Here is a 19640-nt window from a genome sequence, read left to right as displayed (position 1 = left end):
TGAAATTTATTTACTTGATAATTCAAAAAACTTGAAAGAGCAAAGATAGTTATTGAAATTATCTTGATTTACATCGGTTATCCAAGTTTGACATTGAATGCTTAACACCTCCTCCATTAACACCTTTCTGTAATCTTTATCCAGATGCGACATTATATCGTCAAGCAGAAGAAGAGGTGCTTTATTGTAATGAATACACCTTGCTTTTACACTAGATAAGATGATAGAAAGCAGTAATAGCTTTTGCTCTCCAGTAGAACAAAGATTTATTGGCATGTCCCCTTTTTGGCAAAAAACCCAAAAATTATCATTATGTACAGAAAAGGTTACTCTACCAGTTAATGAGTCTTTTTCTCTGTTTTCCTTTAGACGATTCTGAAAATATTCTGCAGTATCGTTCAAAGTTAGCTGACTGCTAAATTTCAAACTTGCCTTTGGAAAAAACTCACAAGAATGGTTATCAATTGTGTCTTGTAATATCTTTAAAACAGATGATCGCATACGTAAAATATCAATTGCATTGGTAGCCATGACGTTTTCAAGACTAGAGAGCCAACTTTCGTCCAAAATATTCTCTCTAAGCAATTTACTTCGCTCATGCTTAGCTTTTCTATATTTCATGTAGCAATAGGTGTAATTTTCTTCAAATAGTGAAACTATACGGTCTAAAAATTTTAACCTGTCACTTGGAGAATTAAGAAGAATATAGTCCATTTGTGGAATTAGCCATATTACATTAGATATTCTATACAAAGATGAGTAGCTTGACTGCGTTTTCCCATCAATTTGTATTAATTTCTTATTAAGATTCTTTCCTATACCAATTGAGTTAAGCTCTGCTCCATTGAAAAAATCATAATACACTACCCAACTTTCATTACTGCGCCTATTTTGCATCTCATTGATTTTTGCTTTTTTCATTCCGTTGCTTTTAGCAAGCAATGAGATTGCTTCAAGTATATTAGTTTTTCCAATACCATTTTTGCCAGTTACTACAACTGGTCTATCATCTAAATCCAGTTCAAAGTTTGAATGACTACGAAAGTTATATAATTTCAGTTTTTTTATATAGCAATGGGTAGTCATTCTTTAATTTATATTCTCCTTACTTCTTCTAGAACCTCATCAACATGTCCACTAACTTTTACGTTTTTCCAGATCTTCACTACTTTACCTTTTTTATCTATTAAAAAAGTAGTGCGCTCTATTCCCATATACTTTTTGCCAAACATACTTTTCTCTACCCAAACACCATACTTTTCCAACATTTCAGCATTTTCATCAGAAACTAAAGAAAATGGCAGAGAATATTTTGCTTTGAAGTTAGCGTGGCACTTAACGCTATCTTTTGATACACCAATTATCACTGTGTCAAAAGAAGAGAAATTTTCTATATTGTCTCTAAAGCCTTTTGCCTCCATTGTGCAGCCCGGAGTATCGTCTTTAGGATAAAAATAAAGGACTACATTTTTTTTATCAAAAAATTCACTCAGCGATAAAATTTCGCCAGAATCTGTTGGCAAACTAAAATCAGGTGCATTATTTCCTACTGTTAATTCCATACTTTGCTCCATTATTAACACTTTTATGGTACTATAGTATATTGTAATAGGAAGGGAGGATAAATGAAAGTAGCTTTTCAAATGGATGAAAATATAAATTTTGAAACTGATACTACATTTGCATTAATAAAAGAAGCGCAGAGGAGAAAGCACGAAATTTTTGTCTATGTTCCTAATAATCTAGCACTCAAGTTAAATCAGTCAATTGCTCTTGCTCAGAAAGTCAGCGTTGATGATTTTGGTTTTACTTCTAAAGAAGATGTAACTATAGATTTGAATGAAATGGATATCATACTTATCAGGCAGGACCCACCTTTTGATATGCGGTACATTACAACAACCTATATCTTAGAAAAGACTACTGCGTTAGTAATAAATAATCCAACAGAAATAAGAAACTGTCCTGAAAAATTAATTACTTCACTATTTCTAGAGCTAATTCCTCCAACTTTGATCACTGAAAATATATCGATGATTAGAAATTTTTGTCACGACTATCAAGATATCATCTTGAAACCACTATATAGCTATGGAGGAAATGACGTAATAAGAATACAAGACCAAAATAGCATTCAAGTGGTAGTCGATCTCATGATTGCAAAATATGAATGTCCTGTAATTGCACAAGCATTTTGTAAAAAGATAAATACAGATAAAAGAATACTGCTACTGGATGGAAAGCCAATAGGAGTAATGAAGCGAGTTCCAAAGTCTAGCGGAGAAATCAGAACAAATATGAGGCTTGGAGCAAGTTTTGAATCTATTGAAATGAATGATAGAGACACTGAAATATGTAATAAAATCGGTCCTGAGCTAAAGAAAAGAGGGCTAATATTTGTTGGTATTGATATTATAGATGACTTCCTTCTTGAAATTAACACAACTTCGCCTACGGGAGTAGTTTATATCAATAAGTTGTATAGTAAATCACTAGAAAAAGAACTATGGGATGCATTTGAAGAAAAAGCAATTCGTCAACTAAGTTCTTGAGCTATTGCCTTAATAAATTCAGTAACTCCATTCCTTATTCTTGTTTTCTTAGTATTATTAGCCATATCACGCAATTTTTGACAATTTTGCAATAAATCAACTAGCAACTCTCCTAGATTCTTTTTCGCGTTACTATTTTGCTCAACCATTACAGCTGCTCCCGAATCTTCAATATGTTTTGCATTATAAAATTGATGGTTATCTTTTGAGTGAGGATAAGGAATATATACAGCAGGACGCTCAGCAAGAGTAATCTCTGCTATTGAAGTTGCCCCCGCTCTGCTAATTACCAAATGAGCATTGGCCAGTTTATTTTCCATATCATCGAAAAACTCACTTAACTCACAATCAATTCCTTCACTTTTGTATAGACTCTTGACCTTGTTTATATTTTTCTTCGTACATTGCTGCGTTACTCTAATCCTCTCTTTTACTTCAACAGGTAGATCACAAATTACGCTGCTCACTACATCATCAAAAAAATTTGCACCCTGACTGCCTGCTATTATTAACACGTTTAAAACTGTTTCAGCTCTAGAATAGCCTTGTGCTTCTATATCGACAAAATTTCCTGTAAAAACGCATTTACTACCTTCTGCATACTTAGTCTCCGGAAAGCTAGTTGCAATTAATTTTGCACTCTTGAAAAAGAATCTATTTACTCTCCCTAAAACTGTGTTTTGTTCATGTAAAACTATAGGTATAGAAAGAATCTTTGCTGCAAGAAGAGTTGGAAAAGAAGCGTAGCTACCAAAACCAATGATTAGCTTTGGTTTTAATTTTCTCGTTTGATACAGTGCTAATACACAACTATACATTAACAAAAAGAGAAACTTCAATTTGTTGCCACTTGGCTTGCACAATGGTAAAATATAACTTTCTATATTGATGGTTTTTTGATCAGTGAATAATATACAATTGTGCCCTTGTACCTTTAGTGCTTTTGCTAAGGTTATAGCTGGAAAAACATGCCCACCTGTACCGCCTGTTGCTAGAATAATAGTCATCTGTAAGTAGTAATTTGATAATAGATTGTTAATTATTTTTTAATACTTTGCATGTAAAATTTTATCAAGCTTTATGATAGTTGAGTTAAAAATGCCTAAAAGTAGTGACAGTAAAAAAGAATCTAACGTAAAAAATAAGCCTCAAGAGCAAAGCAGAAGCGGAGGTTTATTAAAAAACATAATAAAAGCTCTCTTCAATTCGGTTGTTGATCTACCTCAACAAGAACAACTCAATAAAAATATTGATAGACAACAAGGTTTAGATAGTAAAAGAAAAAGCCCAGAGGATCTTAATCGGGAAAAAAAGCTTGAAGTGAAAGAAGCAGCTGAAGGGTTAAAAGAAAAGTTAGAAAAATCTGATATTGGTAATCAATCTATTAGAATTGAATCGCCTAATCAGGATACTTGTAGCTCCAAAACGATAGAACGTTAGTTCAACTATTCAGCGATTCACCATCTGCAGCAAGTACTGACTCATGTATCATCTCTGAAATGGTTGGATGAGGAAAAATCGTAGATTTTATGTCGAAGTCTGTTCCTTCTAGTTGCTTTGCAAGAGCAAAATTGCTAATTAACTCTGTTACTTCCGCACCTATCATGTGGCTACCCAGAAGTTCGCCTGTTTTTTTGTCTATAATTGTTTTCACTAAACCTTCAGTTTCACTTAGTGCAATAGATTTACCATTAAAGTTGGAGTGAAATTTTCCTACTTTTATATCGTATCCACTTTTTATTGCCTGTTCCTCAGTAAGGCCAACGCTTGCTACTTGCGGATGAGAGTAAGTGCAATTTGGTATGCACTCTTTTTTTAACTTATGAGCATTTTTACCGGCAATTTTCTCAACACAGATTACAGCTTCATGACTTGCTTTATGCGCTAAACATGGGGGACCAGCTACATCACCTATTGCATACACACTTGATTCACTTGTTTCATACCACTCATTCGTTTCAATGAAACCAGAAGAACTCAACTTAATTTTTGTATTTTCTAAACCTATATTTTCAGTGTTTGCTTGAACGCCAACTGCAACAATCACCCTATCAAATTCTTTGCTCTCACCACTACTTAGTAACACTTGAGCAAAGTCTTTATTTTTAGTCAAAGCTTTTACGCTACTGTTTGTATATATTTTTATCCTTTGTTTTGTGAATATTTCTTGTGCTAAATTTGAAATATCTTTATCTTCCAGCGGCAAAATAGTGTCTTTTACTTCTATAATTGTTACATCAACTCCCAAAGTACTATAAAAACTTGCAAACTCTATTCCTATCGCACCAGAACCTATGATTAGTAGAGATTTTGGTAACTTCTTTGGAGTCATAGCGTGCTGCGCATTCCATATTAAATCTCCATCTACTTCGATTCCAGGAAGATTTCTTGCCCTTACACCTGTTGCTAAAATGATATGCTTGGAAGAAATTTCCTCCTCCTTTTTGTCATTAAGAATTTTTATAGTACGATTACCTGCAAGTTTACCGAAGCCTTGATGGACTTTGATGTTATTTTTTTTCATCAAATACTCAACACCACTTGATAGCTTGCCAACAACGTTCCTTGAATATTTCACCATTGATTGTATATTAAAACTTGCATCCTTTACTTTTATGCCAAATTCTTCTGATCTTCTTATTAATCTATAAACTTCAGACGCTCTAAGTAGCGATTTTGTTGGTATACATCCCCAATTTAAGCATATACCACCCAAATTTTCCTCCTTTTCAACAATTGCAGTTTTAAACCCAAGCTGCGCCGCCCTAATTGCTGCTATATAACCACCAGGACCGCTGCCTATAACTGTAATATCATACTCATTCATCAGTTTTCTTCGTATGCAAAAGACTATATATAACAGATGGAACCCGTATGATCAATGCTCAGGTGTATAGAAGCGACTTGACAAACCTTCCCACGTTCCTTATCATATCAATAGGAGTATTTATCCTTGTTTTTAATCTCTGCAGATTTAACAACAAAATTCAGTAAAAAACTCAGATATTTATTGGCAAATTACAAAAAATTATAGCGGCTGCATGTCTTTTTTTATTTTTTCTACATTCAGCCAAAACGCGCTTTAAATAAGCGTTAGCACATTATTACAACGCCAATTTACATTATTATAGGGTCAAAACTCACTACTGGGGGATTCTTTTGCCTTTTTTCTATTTGGTAAATTTCTTAATATTTGTAGCTAAAATTTCAGGATGTCATTCCAGCACTTCTTATTACCTGTTCTGGATCCCAGTATCTGGGCACTGGGATGACAAAAACATAAGATGACACCGAAGGGGCTACTCGCATCTTTTTAGCCCAAATCACAATGTTCGTACAGCTGTGACTAGTATGACACCTTCCTTATACAAAAAATTTTTTGATAAAAAAACTGGATTTCAATACTGAGATTACATCCTTTCTAGTGGAGATTGCTCTCAAATCACAATGTTCATACAAATATACTTTATGAATTGCGTTTATAATCTCTAAACACTTCATTAATAGTGTGCCAAGCTTCGACAGCGTTCGTGTTTGTGGTAATATCAGCAAGAGCCTTCCATAAAGCCCAGGCACGGCCACGAGTCCAAGTGCTAGCATCCAACGGAAGCATTGCACGGAAGATTTTTCGGCTTTCTCCTCTAAGCAGCGTCCAAGCAATCATTAGATCGCAAGCGGGATCGCCGATCCCCAATCCTCCAAAATCAATGACGGCACTCAATTTTCCTTCTTGCACCAATAGGTTGCCAGCGCTAACGTCACCATGGACCCACACTGGCAAACCTTTCCAAGCGCTTGCTAGCGCTGCTTCCCAGAGCTCGATTGCAGCATTGGCATCTATTCTATCTTTTAGAACGGCAATTGCTTGCTTTGTCTCAGCATTATAGGTTGTTAGTACCCCTCCACGATAGAAATTATGTGGTCCGGGAAGAGGCCCATCTGTAGTATCTATGCGTTGTAAAGCAGCGAGAAATTGAGCAAGGCTGGTTGCAAAGTTATTCAGATCTGCTATGTGCACAGATGCAGCGGTGTTGCCATCAATCCATTGGTAAATAGACCATTGCCATGGGTAACCCTCACACGACTCTCCCATTGCCAAAGGCTTTGGAATTGAAAGTGGCAGTAAAGGTGCCAACCTGGGTAACCACTTTTGTTCCTTTTCCACCTGCATTGCATACTTTGCAGCGCTTGGCATACGCACAAGCATGTGATCACCCAGACGAAATGTTCTATTGTCCCATCCACCGGGCACGATTTGGCAGATAGACAGATCTTTAAATTGCGGAAACTGGGTGACAACTAAGCGGTGTACAAATGCAGCATCTACTCTTGCTACTTTTTGCACCAATTGTGCCTTAAATTTCTTTCTTTACAATATATCCTACCTGATACAAACAGGGCTACTATAAGATAAATAAGATTCCATGTTGCTAATGAAACACCAAAAATATAATGAGGCCTGTCACAAGACGGAGAGTAATTGGGGTTTAATAGATTATTTCTCAACTCTTCTATGCTAACGTTACCACTTGCTTGCTCTGTACAGCCTAAAACATCATGAAATAAGTGGAGTTCAAGACCTACATGATAAAAAGATATTATTGCACCAATGAGATAGCTGCAAAACATCGCATAGATTAGGATTTTGTTGTCTTTGAACATGTACGCAACTGCAAGTAGCCCTGTAACATAGTAAACTACTCGCTCGTATATGCATAACTTGCATGGTAGCATATTGAAGAAATACTCTAGCACATATGCAAAAATCAGAGCAGCGGCACTTGACAGCAAAAAGATTGTAGAACTGTTATTTATATCTGACATAATTAACGAATTACCACAACAACCGAAAAAGTCAACTTTTGTTTAATAATGTTCTATATAATTATAAAGCGACACATATCACTCTATAACTTTTTTATCTAGCCTCTATGTATGTATTCATAGCTAGATACTGATTTAGTTTGCATACTAGTTACAACCCTAGTATCACTATCTATTTTTGCAATTTCTTCTTTGGTATACAATTCATCCTTGTTTTTCGTCCAGCTATTGTCATATTGAGTATCAACTTCTCCTCCATTGGTTTTAAACCCAAATGTTTCTTGCATAAGCAATCTTGCTTCTTCCAAACGTCTGTTGTAACGTTTGTTAGAATCTTGATAGCTAGATATAAGAAGAAGAACGTCATTAGAAAGAGTGAAATATACTATCTCTTCCATAATTTTGTAAATCTCATGTTCTGATAACTTAAACAAAGGATAATCTTTTTGAAACTTATTCTTTACTTCATTGTAAATTTCCATAATTTTTACTCTACCATCATAGCTTAGAGCAATGATAGCATTTTCAATACTTGCTATACCATCATAGTCATAACCTTTTCTGTCATTTTCAGCAACCAAAAAGCCATGCACAGCCTGAATCTCACCAACTTTCTTATCTTCTTTAGGTAAGATATCAAAATCAAAATAGATCATAGGAGATTTCAATACCAACAACATAAATATACGCATACTGTCTATCTCAACACCAAAATTTTACTTTCTGGAATAGAGTATAGATCTTTGAAATATTGAGATACAGTGTATAAAGGACATTTAGATAGTTCTGTTTTCTTATCTGTTTGTAAGTGAAAGCTAAATTCATACTCTCCTAAATCCAGCTCATTAAAGTCTATAAGCTCTATGTTTTTGTTTGGGTTAAACTCTCTGTTTGATATTTTATTCTCCAACTCTTTACGTTGCGTAGGAGTAAAACCAGATCCATTTATTACTAATTTCACTACACGCGTATCTTCCCTTTTTGCCCAATTGCTCAATCTTTCCAAATATTTTTCTGGAATCGGGTATCCATATCTTTTTGGAAGCTACTGAAATACTAAAGGTGTATCAACCGTGAAAGTATGTGGAGATCCAGGCCTTAAATCTTGTCCTTTATAATTCATAGCAAAAGTACTAAACAAGTTAATACTTTACTATATAATATTAATTTATCAACTACTTATTTAAGTAATATTATTTACTTATTAATAATATTACTAAGATAAAAAAGTATATTATTAGTAAAACAAGATTATCTACTTTACATAGGGGTTTTTATTCTTTTTCAAAAGCAATCTAACTGGTACACCTTCAACAAAGAAGTTTTTTCTAAGACCATTAGTCAAATAACGTTTATAACTCTCATCAACACTTTCCGGGACGTTGCATACCAAAGAAAAAGCTGGAGGTTTGGTGCCAATTTGAGCAATATACTTCATTTTAATCTCTCTACCTTTTATAAGTGGGTGAGAATGTTTTTCCACAGCATCTATTAGCCAATTATTCAGTTTTGCAGTGCTGATCTTCTTGTTTAAGGATTCACTCACTTCAAGACACTTATCTATCACATCACCACAGCGCATACCTTTCAATGCAGAAATTGTTACAGTTGGCACTTCCAAAAATAACCGAGTCACTTCCTGTTGTTTGACAAATTTTATTAACTTACTTCTGTCATCCTTACCTATTAAATCCCACTTATTTAAAACAATGATAATTCCCTTCCCCCCTTTAATTGCAGCTTCAGCAATTGATAAATCCTGCTGCTCAATGCCAAGCAAGGAATCTAACATTAAAATCACTACATGAGAGCGCTTTATTGACTCTATACTTTTTTCAACAAATCTTGATTCTAAGTTATCAACAACATTTGCCTTTCTGCGGATTCCCGCAGTGTCGATGAGAGTGATTAATTTCCCATTATGGTCGTATGAAATATCCACAGAGTCACGCGTGGTACCGGGTTCTGAGCTTACTATTAGTCTATTTTCTGCAAGTAAACTGTTTAAAAAAGTTGATTTTCCAACGTTTGGGCGACCGATGATTGCAATCCTCAGTCTAATGGACTCACTTTCAGGCAGCTCAGTGCCTTCGCTAAGACCTTCAATCACACCAGCTAATGCATCATAAAGATCAACCATGCCAAGATTATGTTCGGCTGAGATGTATACCGGACCTATGAAATTGAAAAACTGCAAATAATCAACATTTTCCGATTTATGACTTTCACATTTGTTTGCTATTAGTATTACAGGTTTATTTGTTTTTCTCTTCAGCCACTTTGCAAACTCTTTGTTCTGCTCGTTTTGCACTTTTGCATCAACAAGAAAGAAAACTACATCTGCACTCGACAAAGAAAACTCTATTTGTTCAATAACTTGTAGTGAAAAACTGGTTTGGTCATTCCATCCTCCTGTATCTATAACTTTAAACTCTAAATCACTAATTCTTCCAATTCCTTCACGCCTATCTCTCGTTACTCCTGGAATGTCACTAACTACCGCTGCTTTTCTTCCCACCAGCCTATTAAATAGAGTTGACTTGCCTGCATTTGGAAGGCCTATTATGACTATTTTCAGCATAGTTTAAGAGCGTATTTTATAAATAGTAAATTATAATCAAAATTTTTTAATTTAACTATTGACTTGATAGATTATATACCTATCCTAAAATTAGGATATTTTATCTTAAGTTTATTATGTAGAATTGGAGGCGCTATGCATAATGCAAATGAAACTTTAATAATGAATTGCGGTCAAGTTGCTCAATTAACTCCTCAAATTTATAAATTAGGGACACCTTATAACAAAAGGACACGTATATATAACTATATAACTTTAGCTAAAGCATTGGAGAATCTCAATGATCCATCCCGGTCACATGAAAATAAGGAGCTTTTTTTGAGTGACAATGATGAAGAAACTAAGAAATTTCTGAGTGTAATTCGAAAAGGAATTGCTGAATATACAGGTAATGATTCTATAGATGTGAGGTTGAGAGGAAAAGAAGATAAATCATTTACTGCATGGGTATCGTTAAAAGAAGGCAGAGGTGAGTTAAAATTTGATAACTCATTTCCTGGTAAAGCCTTAAAGGATAGTAATCCAAAAATTGGAGCTTTTAAATTGGTATCTCCAGAAGATAAAAGGTTGGTGCGTGTTTCACAAAGTGATGATGGTGTAAGGCTTTATCAAATACTAAATGAGTCTTGTATAATTAAATTTAACTGGAAAGTGGGTGATAGAGATTGCAGTATTGCTTTAAATATTAGTGGAAATGGTAACGTATTTTGTACTGATTTAAGTGATAATATAAGTCCTGAGGACTTCGAGGAAAACAAAGCTGTAAAAATAAAAATTGGCTATTATGAGAATAAGAAGATGGATAAATATAATGACATGACTCTAGCAAAATTGGTCTCATTGGCTTCAAACTTACAAGGAATTGAAAGAGAAGTTATAACAATTAATCCATCAACAGGTGTAACAAGTGCAAGTGCACAGAATGTTAGTGAGTCTCAGCATTCTCAAAATATTAAATAGAAATTGCTAGCGCATTAATTATCGTACACATACACCGTTGCATGCAGTAACGGTGTATGTGTATAATCAATAGGATTTGTAAGCTCAATAAAGTTTACAACCAATTTGAAAGTTATTTTACTACATGCAAGACTCTGAAATACTAGAAACTCTAAAGATCAAAACATTAGAAGCCGAAAAAGGAGGAGGTCCTGATAGAGTTAACAAGCAACATGAAAAAGGAAAGCTAACCGCTAGAGAAAGGCTGAGTATATTGCTCGATGAAAATTCATTTCAAGAGTATGATAAGTTTGTGAAGCATCACGCAACTGATTTTGGCATGCAAAATGCTGATTTTTTAGGTGATGGAGTTGTAATTGGCCATGGTACTATTCATGGCAGAAAAGTTTTTGTTTATTCTCAGGATTTCACTGTCTTTGGTGGATCACTTGGTGCATCACATGCAAAAAAAATATGCAAAATTATGGATATGGCAATTAATGCCAGGATTCCAATTATCGGACTAAACGACTCTGGTGGAGCTAGAATTCAAGAGGGAGTAAATTCCCTTGCTGGTTACGGAGAAATTTTTCAAAGGAATGTAAATGCATCAGGCGTTATACCACAAATCTCTCTAATCATGGGCCCATGTGCTGGCGGTGCAGTTTACTCTCCAGCGCTAACCGATTTTATTTTCATGGTAAAAAATAGCTCATACATGTTTATAACCGGACCAGATGTAGTGAAAAAAGTTACCTATGAAGATGTAAGCCACGAAGATCTTGGTGGAGCAAAAATTCATACAAGCAAAACAGGAGTAGCAGATTTTGCGTTCAATAACGATGTTGAAATGCTGCTGAGAATCCGTGAATTCCTTACCTTTTTACCAGTAAATAATCAAGAGTCAACGAAATCTGTACCAATCTGCAACTTAATTGATGATGTTGATGAATCTTTGAACACTCTAGTTCCTAGTAATCCTAATACTCCTTATGATATGTATGAACTTATTGAAAAGGTGTGTGATGAAAGGAAATTTTTTGCACTAAAACCCGATTTTGCCCGTAACATCATAATTGGCTTTGGCAGAATTGGAGGAAATACTATTGGTGTTGTTGCAAATCAACCTATGCACCTTGCAGGATGCTTGGATATTGACTCTTCAAGAAAAGCTGCGAGGTTTGTAAGATTTTGTGACGCATTTAACATTCCCATCATCACACTTATTGATGTTCCAGGTTTCCTGCCAGGTACAAATCAAGAATACAATAATATAATACAACACGGAGCGAAACTGCTTTACGCTTATGCTGAAGCGACCGTGCCGAAAATTAGCCTTATCACTAGAAAAGCGTATGGTGGTGCATATATTGTTATGAACTCAAAGCATTTAAAAGGTGATATAAATTATGCTTGGCCAACTGCTGAAATAGCTGTAATGGGCCCTGAAAGTGCAGTTGAAATTATATTTAGGCATGAAAAAGACCAGCAAACGTTAATCAAAGAATATAAAGAGAAATTTGCTAATCCATTTTTTGCTGCATCACATGGATACATTGATGACATTATAGTGCCAAGTAAAACAAGGCATCACTTTCACAAAGCACTAGAGCTACTTAAAAACAAGAAAGTAGAAAGAATATGGAAGAAGCATGATAATCTTCCTTTGTAACTTTCCTCTCAGTCTTTATTGTAAGGTCTACAGTGCCGTTACACCAAGTTGGATTACCAATAACGCTAACTTTTGGGTTCCTTTTTTCTATAATATATTCTTATAGCTAAAAAATTACTTCCGCATATTCTAAATCTGATTATAATGACAATTAGAGATACTTTTAGAGCTCAAAAATTTATCTTTGTCTGCAGACTTTTTTTTATTAAACAATCAAACTCATAAAAAAATGTAGTGTATCCTCTTCAGCGTATGTGGGTGCATACACACATACTTAATTTCTGTCGTATGTGCATTGCATTTTTTTCTAATCTTTTTTTTCAAAGGAGGATTTTATGTCCAGAATTCCAGATATTTGACGTTTACTTTAGCTAATAAAAACCAACTGGTACCTACGGTTTTTATAGCCTCAAAATTTCAATCAAAATTCAACTATCATTCAAAGAAACTTATAGTTATTCTTAGTGTTATTACTGTAGTAACAGCGCTATGATGATAAGAATATACAATCCTTTGTAACTTTCTTCTCAGTCTTTATTATAAGGTGTTCAATAATATGGGAAGAGTAAAGTTTTAAAGAGATAATTAAAATTATCCTTATCACCTACTTAGCAATAAATTATATTTGCTTAATCGTAATTACTTACACTTCTCAATGTCCTGTTTTATTTATGGCAAACATTAAGCTTAAAAATGTACACAGTCTATTAAATTATATTATTTGTTTTTTCCTTATATACATTCAGTATATGCATTCTGCTATTGCTTTAGATAACTCTTCATCACATTTAAAAAACTCACCTGATTTTTTACCTTTTAACCTCAGTTATGGATTAGAAAATAGATAAAAGTATAACTAAGAAGAGGGAAACAGGGTAAACTCGAGTATTTTAGTAATAATAAGAGGTTACCCATGAAGAAAGATATTACAGAACTGTACTGTTGCGTCGAGGATTTTTGTCGTGCGGTAGATGATAATTTTGCAAATAGGTTCTTATCAAACGGCAAAAAACCAACCAGAGTACCAGAAATAGCGCACTCAGAAATTCTAACCATAATCCTGTTATACCATAAATCACCATGTAAAAACTTCAAGGCTTTTTATCTTTGTTATCTTCAGTTATTCTATAGATCAGAGTTTTCAAAGCTGCCTTCATATCACAGATTTATTGCCTTAAAGCCGCGAGTTTTGTGGTATTTAGCATTACTTTTGCAATGGTTCTGTGAACAAGCGAAAATGACCGGCACTTCCTACATCGACACCTCTACGATTGCCGTTTGCCACAAAAAAAGGATCTCTAGGAATAAAGTTTTTAATCATCTAGCAGAAATTAGTAAGAGTACGTATGGTTGGTTTTTTGGCTTCAAGTTGCACTTAGTGATTAACGAAATTGGTGAAATTCAAGCACTTACCCTAACCAAAGGTAACGTTGATGACAGAAAACCTTTACCAACTCTCACTAAAAGACTGACCGGACTTTTGTTTGGAGATAAGGGCTATATAAAGAAAGAGCTTTTTGAGAAACTCTTCGATAGAGGCCTAAAGTTAGTCACTAAAGTAAAAAAAGGTATGAAAAACGCACTAATTTCACTTAAAGAGAAGATTTTATTAAGGAAAAGGTCGATTATTGAGACTGTTTTTGATTCCTTGAAAAACAAATTTGAGATTGAGCATACAAGACATAGATCGCCAACAAATTTCCTAATTCATGTTTTTTCTGTTCTGATTTCCTACTCCATGCAGTCCAAAAAGCCTTCTATTTCTATGCCTTTCTTTATCGGCTAATCCATAACTGAGGTTTTTAGAAAACCTTTTGATAATATAGAAAAAATTATTAGAACTGACAATTTTAGAAGTTTTGATCTTGATAAAAGAAATAAGCTTTATACCAATGCTCATAATAGTATCAGTCTTGTAAATATTATTAATAAAATTATCTTAGCTCAAGATAACTTATTCATACTAGAAAGTAAGCCGTATAATATAGTACTTGTTGATAATCCCAATCTTAGTAGAACTACAGGTGCTGCAGGAAAGGACTATGTAATTATTGAGGGAAGCTTAAAAAAAAATATCAAAGATTATACTAGAGTGATATCACATGAATTAATTCACAGATATATAGGACATATAATAGAGCAAGACAACGATAAGAAAAATGAAATAAAATATAAGTGGTTTTTTGAAGGATTTACGGAATTTTATGGAGTGAAAACCTTACTTGACACGAAACTTATTGATAAAGATGAGTACTTAAAAATAATTAATATTACTTTAAAAGAGTATTTTAATTCTTTAATACCTAATATTGATTTCGAAAAAACAAATCAAAAGCATTTACTTGATCAAAACATAAGCATGTTGAGTTATAACAAAGGTTTTATTCTTGCAATGATAATAGATGAGAAATTAAATGAGGTTAGTAATGGAAGGTATAACTTATTGACTACTATAAATAATATAATAAGTGAAATAACTTCAAAGAAAGTTAATTTTAATGTTGACTTATTTGCAAGTCATTTAAAACATTACTTATCAGAGTCCTTTATAAAAGATATCATAGCCTCTATAAGAGATTCTAGCATACTTCTCAGTTTGTTACCTAGTAGATTACTCAATAAAAATTTAACTTTCCAAGATACTGATAAGTATAGTGATATATGCTTTAACTTAACCAGAAGTCTAGAGCTACAAAAGATACGTGGGGTTAAATTAGGTAGTGATTGCCATAATATGGGACTCAAGGATGGTCAAGAACTAAAGTGTTATAGTATTGACTTTAATAGTGGTAATATTAAGTTAAAAGTCCTTGAAAACAAGATACCGAAAGTTATACATTTGAAAGCAAATAAAATGACGAGTAGCATTCCAATATATAAATAGCTCAGATAAATGCTTGACAAAAGCTATAGTAAACCTAGACTTTGCTATTTTAAGGCAAAATAATTATGGTAAACAATAAAGAAAAACAAGTGGATTTATTATTAACCTCAGTTATGGATTAGCCGATAAAGAAAGGCATAGAAATAGAAGGCTTTTTGGACTGCATGGAGTAGGAAATCAGAACAGAAAAAGGGAGTGTTAAATAAACTGTGTCAAACCGCATTTTTAGTTCAACTCAATTTTCAATCTGCCAGGAAAGAAAACATCAAGTTGAGAGATAGTTAATGCCCAATCATGTACAGGCATCGTCGACTTTTCCTCTACCTTCTTTATAGCACAATATACCTGCTTATACAAGGCATTTATGCTGGTAAATGAGCCTTTGGTCTTAGTGAATTTCCTAATTTGCCTATGTAGCCCCTCTATGGGATTGGTGGTGTAGATTATCCTCCTAACTGGACCAGAATACTTAAAATAACCAGACAAGTTTTCCCAATTATTCTGCCAAGATTTTATAACCATAGGGTACTTTGTGCCCCATTTTTCATCCAATTCCAACAGATAATTCTCGGCAATTTCCTTGCTTGAAGCTTGATATACCTTCTTTAAATCGCTCAAAAAACTCTTCGCATCTTTACTGGCCACATACTTCAGTGAGTTGCGTATCTGATGCACTATACACATCTGCACTTCCGCATTAGGAAAGACACTGTTTATAGCTGCAGGAAAGCTTTTCAGCCCATCAACGCAGGCAATAAGGATATCTTCTACTCCTCTTTCTTTGAGGTCATTTAGCACTCCCAACCAGAAGTTAGCTCCTTCACTTTCAGCCAAATAAAAACCTAATACTTCTTTTTTGCCATTTTGATCTATGCCTAATATGTTATACATGCATTTACTTACGCAATGCCCGTCCTCTTTGACTTTAAAAAACATGCCATCCATGAAAACTATCGGATATACAGACTGCAGCGGGCGACTACGCCATTCGTTGATTACTGGTAGCAATTTGTCAGTAATACTTGATATCTCTGCCGCCGATATTTTGTGATCATAAATTTCCTCAACATGTGACACTATATCTCTATAGCCCATACCACTGGCAAATGTGCTCAAAATCTTCGTTTCAAGCTCTGGATGTAAGTTTGTTTGCCTTTTTTTGACTATTTGTGGTTCGAAACTTCCTTCCCTATCTCTTGGCGTCAAAAGCTCAAATTACCCTGCGCTTGTACGTAAAGTCTTTGCATTCCTCCCATTTCTTCGATTATTCTCTTCGCTTTCGGCCGACAAGTGGTTTTCTATTTCACCTTCCAGGCTTACCTCCAGCAACTTTTTTATAAACGGTGTTAATGCTCCATCTCTTCCTGTCAACGGTCTTCCTTCTCGTATAGACGACAGGATATTTGTTTCTAATTCTTTATAATCTACCAAACCGGTAGTTCTGTTTACTACTTTCTGACTCATTGTCAAACCTCCATTTTTTTATATCAATTTATTACTTTTTTTTCGGTTTGACACAGTTTATTTAACACTCCCTATGTCTTGTATGCTCAATCTCAAATTTGTTTTTCAAGGAATCAAAAACAGTCTCAATAATCGACCTTTTCCTTAATAAAATCTTCTCTTTAAGTGAAATTAGTGCGTTTTTCATACCTTTTTTTACTTTAGTGACTAACTTTAGGCCTCTATCGAAGAGTTTCTCAAAAAGCTCTTTCTTTATATAGCCCTTATCTCCAAACAAAAGTCCGGTCAGTCTTTTAGTGAGAGTTGGTAAAGGTTTTCTGTCATCAACGTTACCTTTGGTTAGGGTAAGTGCTTGAATTTCACCAATTTCGTTAATCACTAAGTGCAACTTGAAGCCAAAAAACCAACCATACGTACTCTTACTAATTTCTGCTAGATGATTAAAAACTTTATTCCTAGAGATCCTTTTTTTGTGGCAAACGGCAATCGTAGAGGTGTCGATGTAGGAAGTGCCGGTCATTTTCGCTTGTTCACAGAACCATTGCAAAAGTAATGCTAAATACCACAAAACTCGCGGCTTTAAGGCAATAAATCTGTGATATGAAGGCAGCTTTGAAAACTCTGATCTATAGAATAACTGAAGATAACAAAGATAAAAAGCCTTGAAGTTTTTACATGGTGATTTATGGTATAACAGGATTATGGTTAGAATTTCTGAGTGCGCTATTTCTGGTACTCTGGTTGGTTTTTTGCCGTTTGATAAGAACCTATTTGCAAAATTATCATCTACCGCACGACAAAAATCCTCGACGCAACAGTACAGTTCTGTAATATCTTTCTTCATGGGTAACCTCTTATTATTACTAAAATACTCGAGTTTACCCTGTTTCCCTCTTCTTAGTTATACTTTTATCTATTTTCTAATCCATAACTGAGGTTATTAGAGCTTCTTAGCGCTAATATCGGTCAAGTTAGTAGTAGTGTCATACTTAAAAGAATAGAAAAGCTTTCAGATAATTTTCATGGTAGAAATAATCACAATAGCCATTGTCAGTTTGATAGAGATGGTGGAGGGCATGGTAATATATGCTGGGCAGATAAGATAAAAGAAGACCTGACTGAGAACTATCATAAAAAGGATAGAGAAATTTCTATATAACTTTTCATTAGAGCTATTTTACGGTAATTATTCAAGAGTTGAAGGATTTGGCAAAAGAAGTCCTTTTGTATTACCGTTAATATGTGTTTCCAATAATGGTGATCTCGGTCCACTAGATGATTTGAGAACATGTGTCCCTCATAAGTTTGTTGAATATAACATAAGCAATACTAGTTGGGCTAAGTTCTTATCAGATAAATTTTTTAATAACTTTTTGAGTGATATGGAAAACAGGCCTGATGATTGTAAGCAGTGTTGTTATGAAAATATTTGTGGTGGGGGAAGTTATGGTAACAGGTTTAACCCTGCCAACGTAAATTTTAATAATCCTTCAGTATATTGTGAGGGATTTTTGGCAAAGGATTATACAATTTCTTTTAATGCATGGATTTTCTAAAGAAAAATTACGGCAGGTATTATTGAATAGTAATACTGAAAAAGCAGCTTAATGGTAGTGTATAAAAGGTATTTACTAGACGTTTTTCTATAATCTAATTAGCATCTAGAGGATTGACTTTATGAATATCGTCCTCTAAACTGCCGTTACCAAGATTCGAACTTGGGACCTCGTCATTACCAATGACGTACTCTACCACCTGAGCTACAACGGCAAGTTCACGTATTATGATAATGAATAACATGAAAAAAAATAAGGAAAAAGAAGAAGAGAGAAAAAGATTGGCAAAAGCTTTAAAGCAAAATATTCTAAAAAGAAAAAAACAGCAACAGAGTAGACAAGATGCCAGAACTCCCAGAAGTGGAAGTCATTTCTAACTTCTTATTTGATAAAATCAAAAATAAGAAAATAAGCAATGTTACAGTCAATAATTGGAATTTGCGTGTACCAATAACAAAAAATATTGATGATTTGCTAAAGGGCAAAGTTATAAATGATATCAAGCGTAGAGGTAAATATATAATCTCGAATATAGATGCTAGTATGGCTGTAATCATACACCTTGGCATGAGCGGAAAGCTTATATATGTTGAAGACAATCAAGCACAGAACAAACATGATCATGTGATATTCTTATTTTCTGACAACACTTCACTAATCTTTAATGACCCAAGAAGGTTTGGATTAGTGATTGTTTTAAACAGAGAGCAAGAACTAAATTTTTTTAATAACCTAGGAATAGAACCCCTCACAGATGAATTTGACGGACATTATTTACAGAAGTTGCTAAAGAACAGAAAAGCAAATATCAAATCAGTATTAATGAATAATAAGCTAATAGTTGGCGTAGGTAACATATATGCTTCTGAGAGCTTATTTAGAGCTCGCATATCACCACTTAGGCTAGCACAAGATTTAACATATATAGAGTGCGAAAAACTTGCTATCGAAATAAAAAATACTCTGAGTGATGCAATTGCTGCTGGTGGTTCAACACTGAAAGATTATGCACAACCATCTGGATCTGCTGGATACTTTCAAAATAACTTTTACGTATATGGTAAAGTGCAAAAACCTTGCAGAATCTGCAACAATATCATAACACTTATACGACAAAATGGTCGTAGCACTTATTTTTGCAATGCATGTCAGAATTAAATTTTATTTT

General features: G+C 34.1%; 16 protein-coding genes, 1 tRNA gene and 2 pseudogenes. 7 read left to right on the top strand and 12 right to left on the bottom strand.

Annotation, left to right across the window (positions count from 1 at the left end; translation table 11 throughout):
- Positions 1–6 precede the first annotated feature (6 nt).
- Positions 7–1086: a DNA replication/repair protein RecF gene (gene recF / locus WP_RS04465; RefSeq protein WP_007302298.1), complete on the bottom strand. Its 1080-nt coding sequence runs from the start codon at positions 1084–1086 to the stop codon at positions 7–9.
- Between the two features lie 8 nt (positions 1087–1094).
- Positions 1095–1562, bottom strand: coding sequence for a thioredoxin-dependent thiol peroxidase (bcp, locus tag WP_RS04460; RefSeq protein ID WP_007302297.1), 468 nt, complete (start codon positions 1560–1562; stop codon positions 1095–1097).
- 63 nt (positions 1563–1625) lie between these two features.
- Between bcp and gshB the strand changes: the two genes are divergently transcribed.
- A complete protein-coding gene (gene gshB / locus WP_RS04455) occupies positions 1626–2552 on the top strand; it encodes a glutathione synthase (protein ID WP_007302296.1) in 927 nt (308 codons plus the stop codon).
- Here gshB and WP_RS04450 read toward each other — a convergent pair.
- A complete protein-coding gene (locus tag WP_RS04450) occupies positions 2537–3559 on the bottom strand; it encodes a UDP-N-acetylglucosamine--N-acetylmuramyl-(pentapeptide) pyrophosphoryl-undecaprenol N-acetylglucosamine transferase (protein ID WP_007302295.1) in 1023 nt (340 codons plus the stop codon). The two genes, gshB and WP_RS04450, sit on opposite strands and share 16 nt — an antisense overlap.
- Positions 3560–3632: 73 nt before the next feature.
- On the opposite strand from WP_RS04450, the gene WP_RS04445 reads away from it, so the two are divergent.
- A complete protein-coding gene (locus tag WP_RS04445; RefSeq protein WP_012481944.1) occupies positions 3633–3992 on the top strand; it encodes a hypothetical protein in 360 nt (119 codons plus the stop codon).
- Between the two features lies 1 nt (position 3993).
- On the opposite strand, the gene lpdA is transcribed toward WP_RS04445, so the two are convergent.
- The 6 genes from lpdA to der form a co-directional block, all read right to left on the bottom strand.
- Positions 3994–5379 carry a dihydrolipoyl dehydrogenase gene (gene lpdA, locus WP_RS04440; RefSeq protein WP_007302293.1) on the bottom strand — a complete coding sequence of 462 codons (1386 nt, stop codon included), beginning with the start codon at positions 5377–5379 and terminating at the stop codon, positions 3994–3996.
- A gap of 639 nt (positions 5380–6018) precedes the next feature.
- A complete protein-coding gene (locus tag WP_RS04435; protein WP_019078632.1) occupies positions 6019–6897 on the bottom strand; it encodes an aminoglycoside phosphotransferase family protein in 879 nt (292 codons plus the stop codon).
- Positions 6885–7376, bottom strand: a complete 492-nt coding sequence (locus tag WP_RS04430) for a disulfide bond formation protein B (RefSeq protein ID WP_012481943.1) — start codon at positions 7374–7376, stop codon at positions 6885–6887. Before WP_RS04430 ends, WP_RS04435 begins: the two co-directional genes overlap by 13 nt.
- A gap of 98 nt (positions 7377–7474) precedes the next feature.
- A complete protein-coding gene (locus tag WP_RS04425; RefSeq protein ID WP_012481942.1) occupies positions 7475–8068 on the bottom strand; it encodes a hypothetical protein in 594 nt (197 codons plus the stop codon).
- A 5-nt stretch (positions 8069–8073) separates the two neighbouring features.
- Positions 8074–8382 carry a hypothetical protein gene (locus WP_RS04420; protein WP_012481941.1) on the bottom strand — a complete coding sequence of 103 codons (309 nt, stop codon included), beginning with the start codon at positions 8380–8382 and terminating at the stop codon, positions 8074–8076.
- 249 nt (positions 8383–8631) lie between these two features.
- Positions 8632–9957 carry a ribosome biogenesis GTPase Der gene (gene der, locus WP_RS04415; protein WP_007302288.1) on the bottom strand — a complete coding sequence of 442 codons (1326 nt, stop codon included), beginning with the start codon at positions 9955–9957 and terminating at the stop codon, positions 8632–8634.
- 135 nt (positions 9958–10092) lie between these two features.
- Between der and WP_RS04410 the strand changes: the two genes are divergently transcribed.
- From WP_RS04410 to WP_RS04395, 4 genes are all read left to right on the top strand, one after another.
- The gene (locus WP_RS04410) at positions 10093–10917 is read left to right on the top strand and encodes a hypothetical protein (RefSeq protein ID WP_012481940.1); all 825 of its coding nucleotides are present in this window, start codon (positions 10093–10095) and stop codon (positions 10915–10917) included.
- A gap of 124 nt (positions 10918–11041) precedes the next feature.
- Positions 11042–12568 (top strand): acyl-CoA carboxylase subunit beta, encoded by a 1527-nt coding sequence (locus WP_RS04405; RefSeq protein WP_007302285.1) that lies wholly within the window; start codon positions 11042–11044, stop codon positions 12566–12568.
- Between the two features lie 913 nt (positions 12569–13481).
- Positions 13482–14354 carry an IS982-like element ISWpi16 family transposase gene (locus WP_RS04400; protein ID WP_007301954.1) on the top strand — a complete coding sequence of 291 codons (873 nt, stop codon included), beginning with the start codon at positions 13482–13484 and terminating at the stop codon, positions 14352–14354.
- Positions 14355–14660: 306 nt separating this feature from the next.
- Entirely contained in the window at positions 14661–15452 is a 792-nt protein-coding gene (locus tag WP_RS04395; RefSeq protein WP_007302284.1) for a M61 family metallopeptidase, read from the top strand.
- Between the two features lie 225 nt (positions 15453–15677).
- Here the strand turns inward: WP_RS04395 and WP_RS04390 are convergent.
- From WP_RS04390 to WP_RS04375, 3 genes and pseudogenes are all read right to left on the bottom strand, one after another.
- A pseudogene (locus WP_RS04390) lies at positions 15678–16916 on the bottom strand (IS256-like element ISWpi15 family transposase).
- 70 nt (positions 16917–16986) lie between these two features.
- Positions 16987–17760 (bottom strand): annotated as a pseudogene (locus WP_RS04385) (IS982-like element ISWpi16 family transposase); the annotation flags it as partial.
- Between the two features lie 853 nt (positions 17761–18613).
- Positions 18614–18686 (bottom strand) — tRNA-Thr (locus WP_RS04375).
- Between the two features lie 128 nt (positions 18687–18814).
- Here WP_RS04375 and mutM point away from each other — a divergent pair.
- Positions 18815–19630: a bifunctional DNA-formamidopyrimidine glycosylase/DNA-(apurinic or apyrimidinic site) lyase gene (mutM, locus tag WP_RS04370; RefSeq protein ID WP_007302281.1), complete on the top strand. Its 816-nt coding sequence runs from the start codon at positions 18815–18817 to the stop codon at positions 19628–19630.
- Positions 19631–19640 lie beyond the last annotated feature (10 nt).

The organism is Wolbachia endosymbiont of Culex quinquefasciatus Pel, assembly GCF_000073005.1.
GTDB lineage: Bacteria > Pseudomonadota > Alphaproteobacteria > Rickettsiales > Anaplasmataceae > Wolbachia.
Note: the sequence above shows the minus strand (reverse complement) of the source record. Positions and strands in the feature narration are given on the sequence as shown.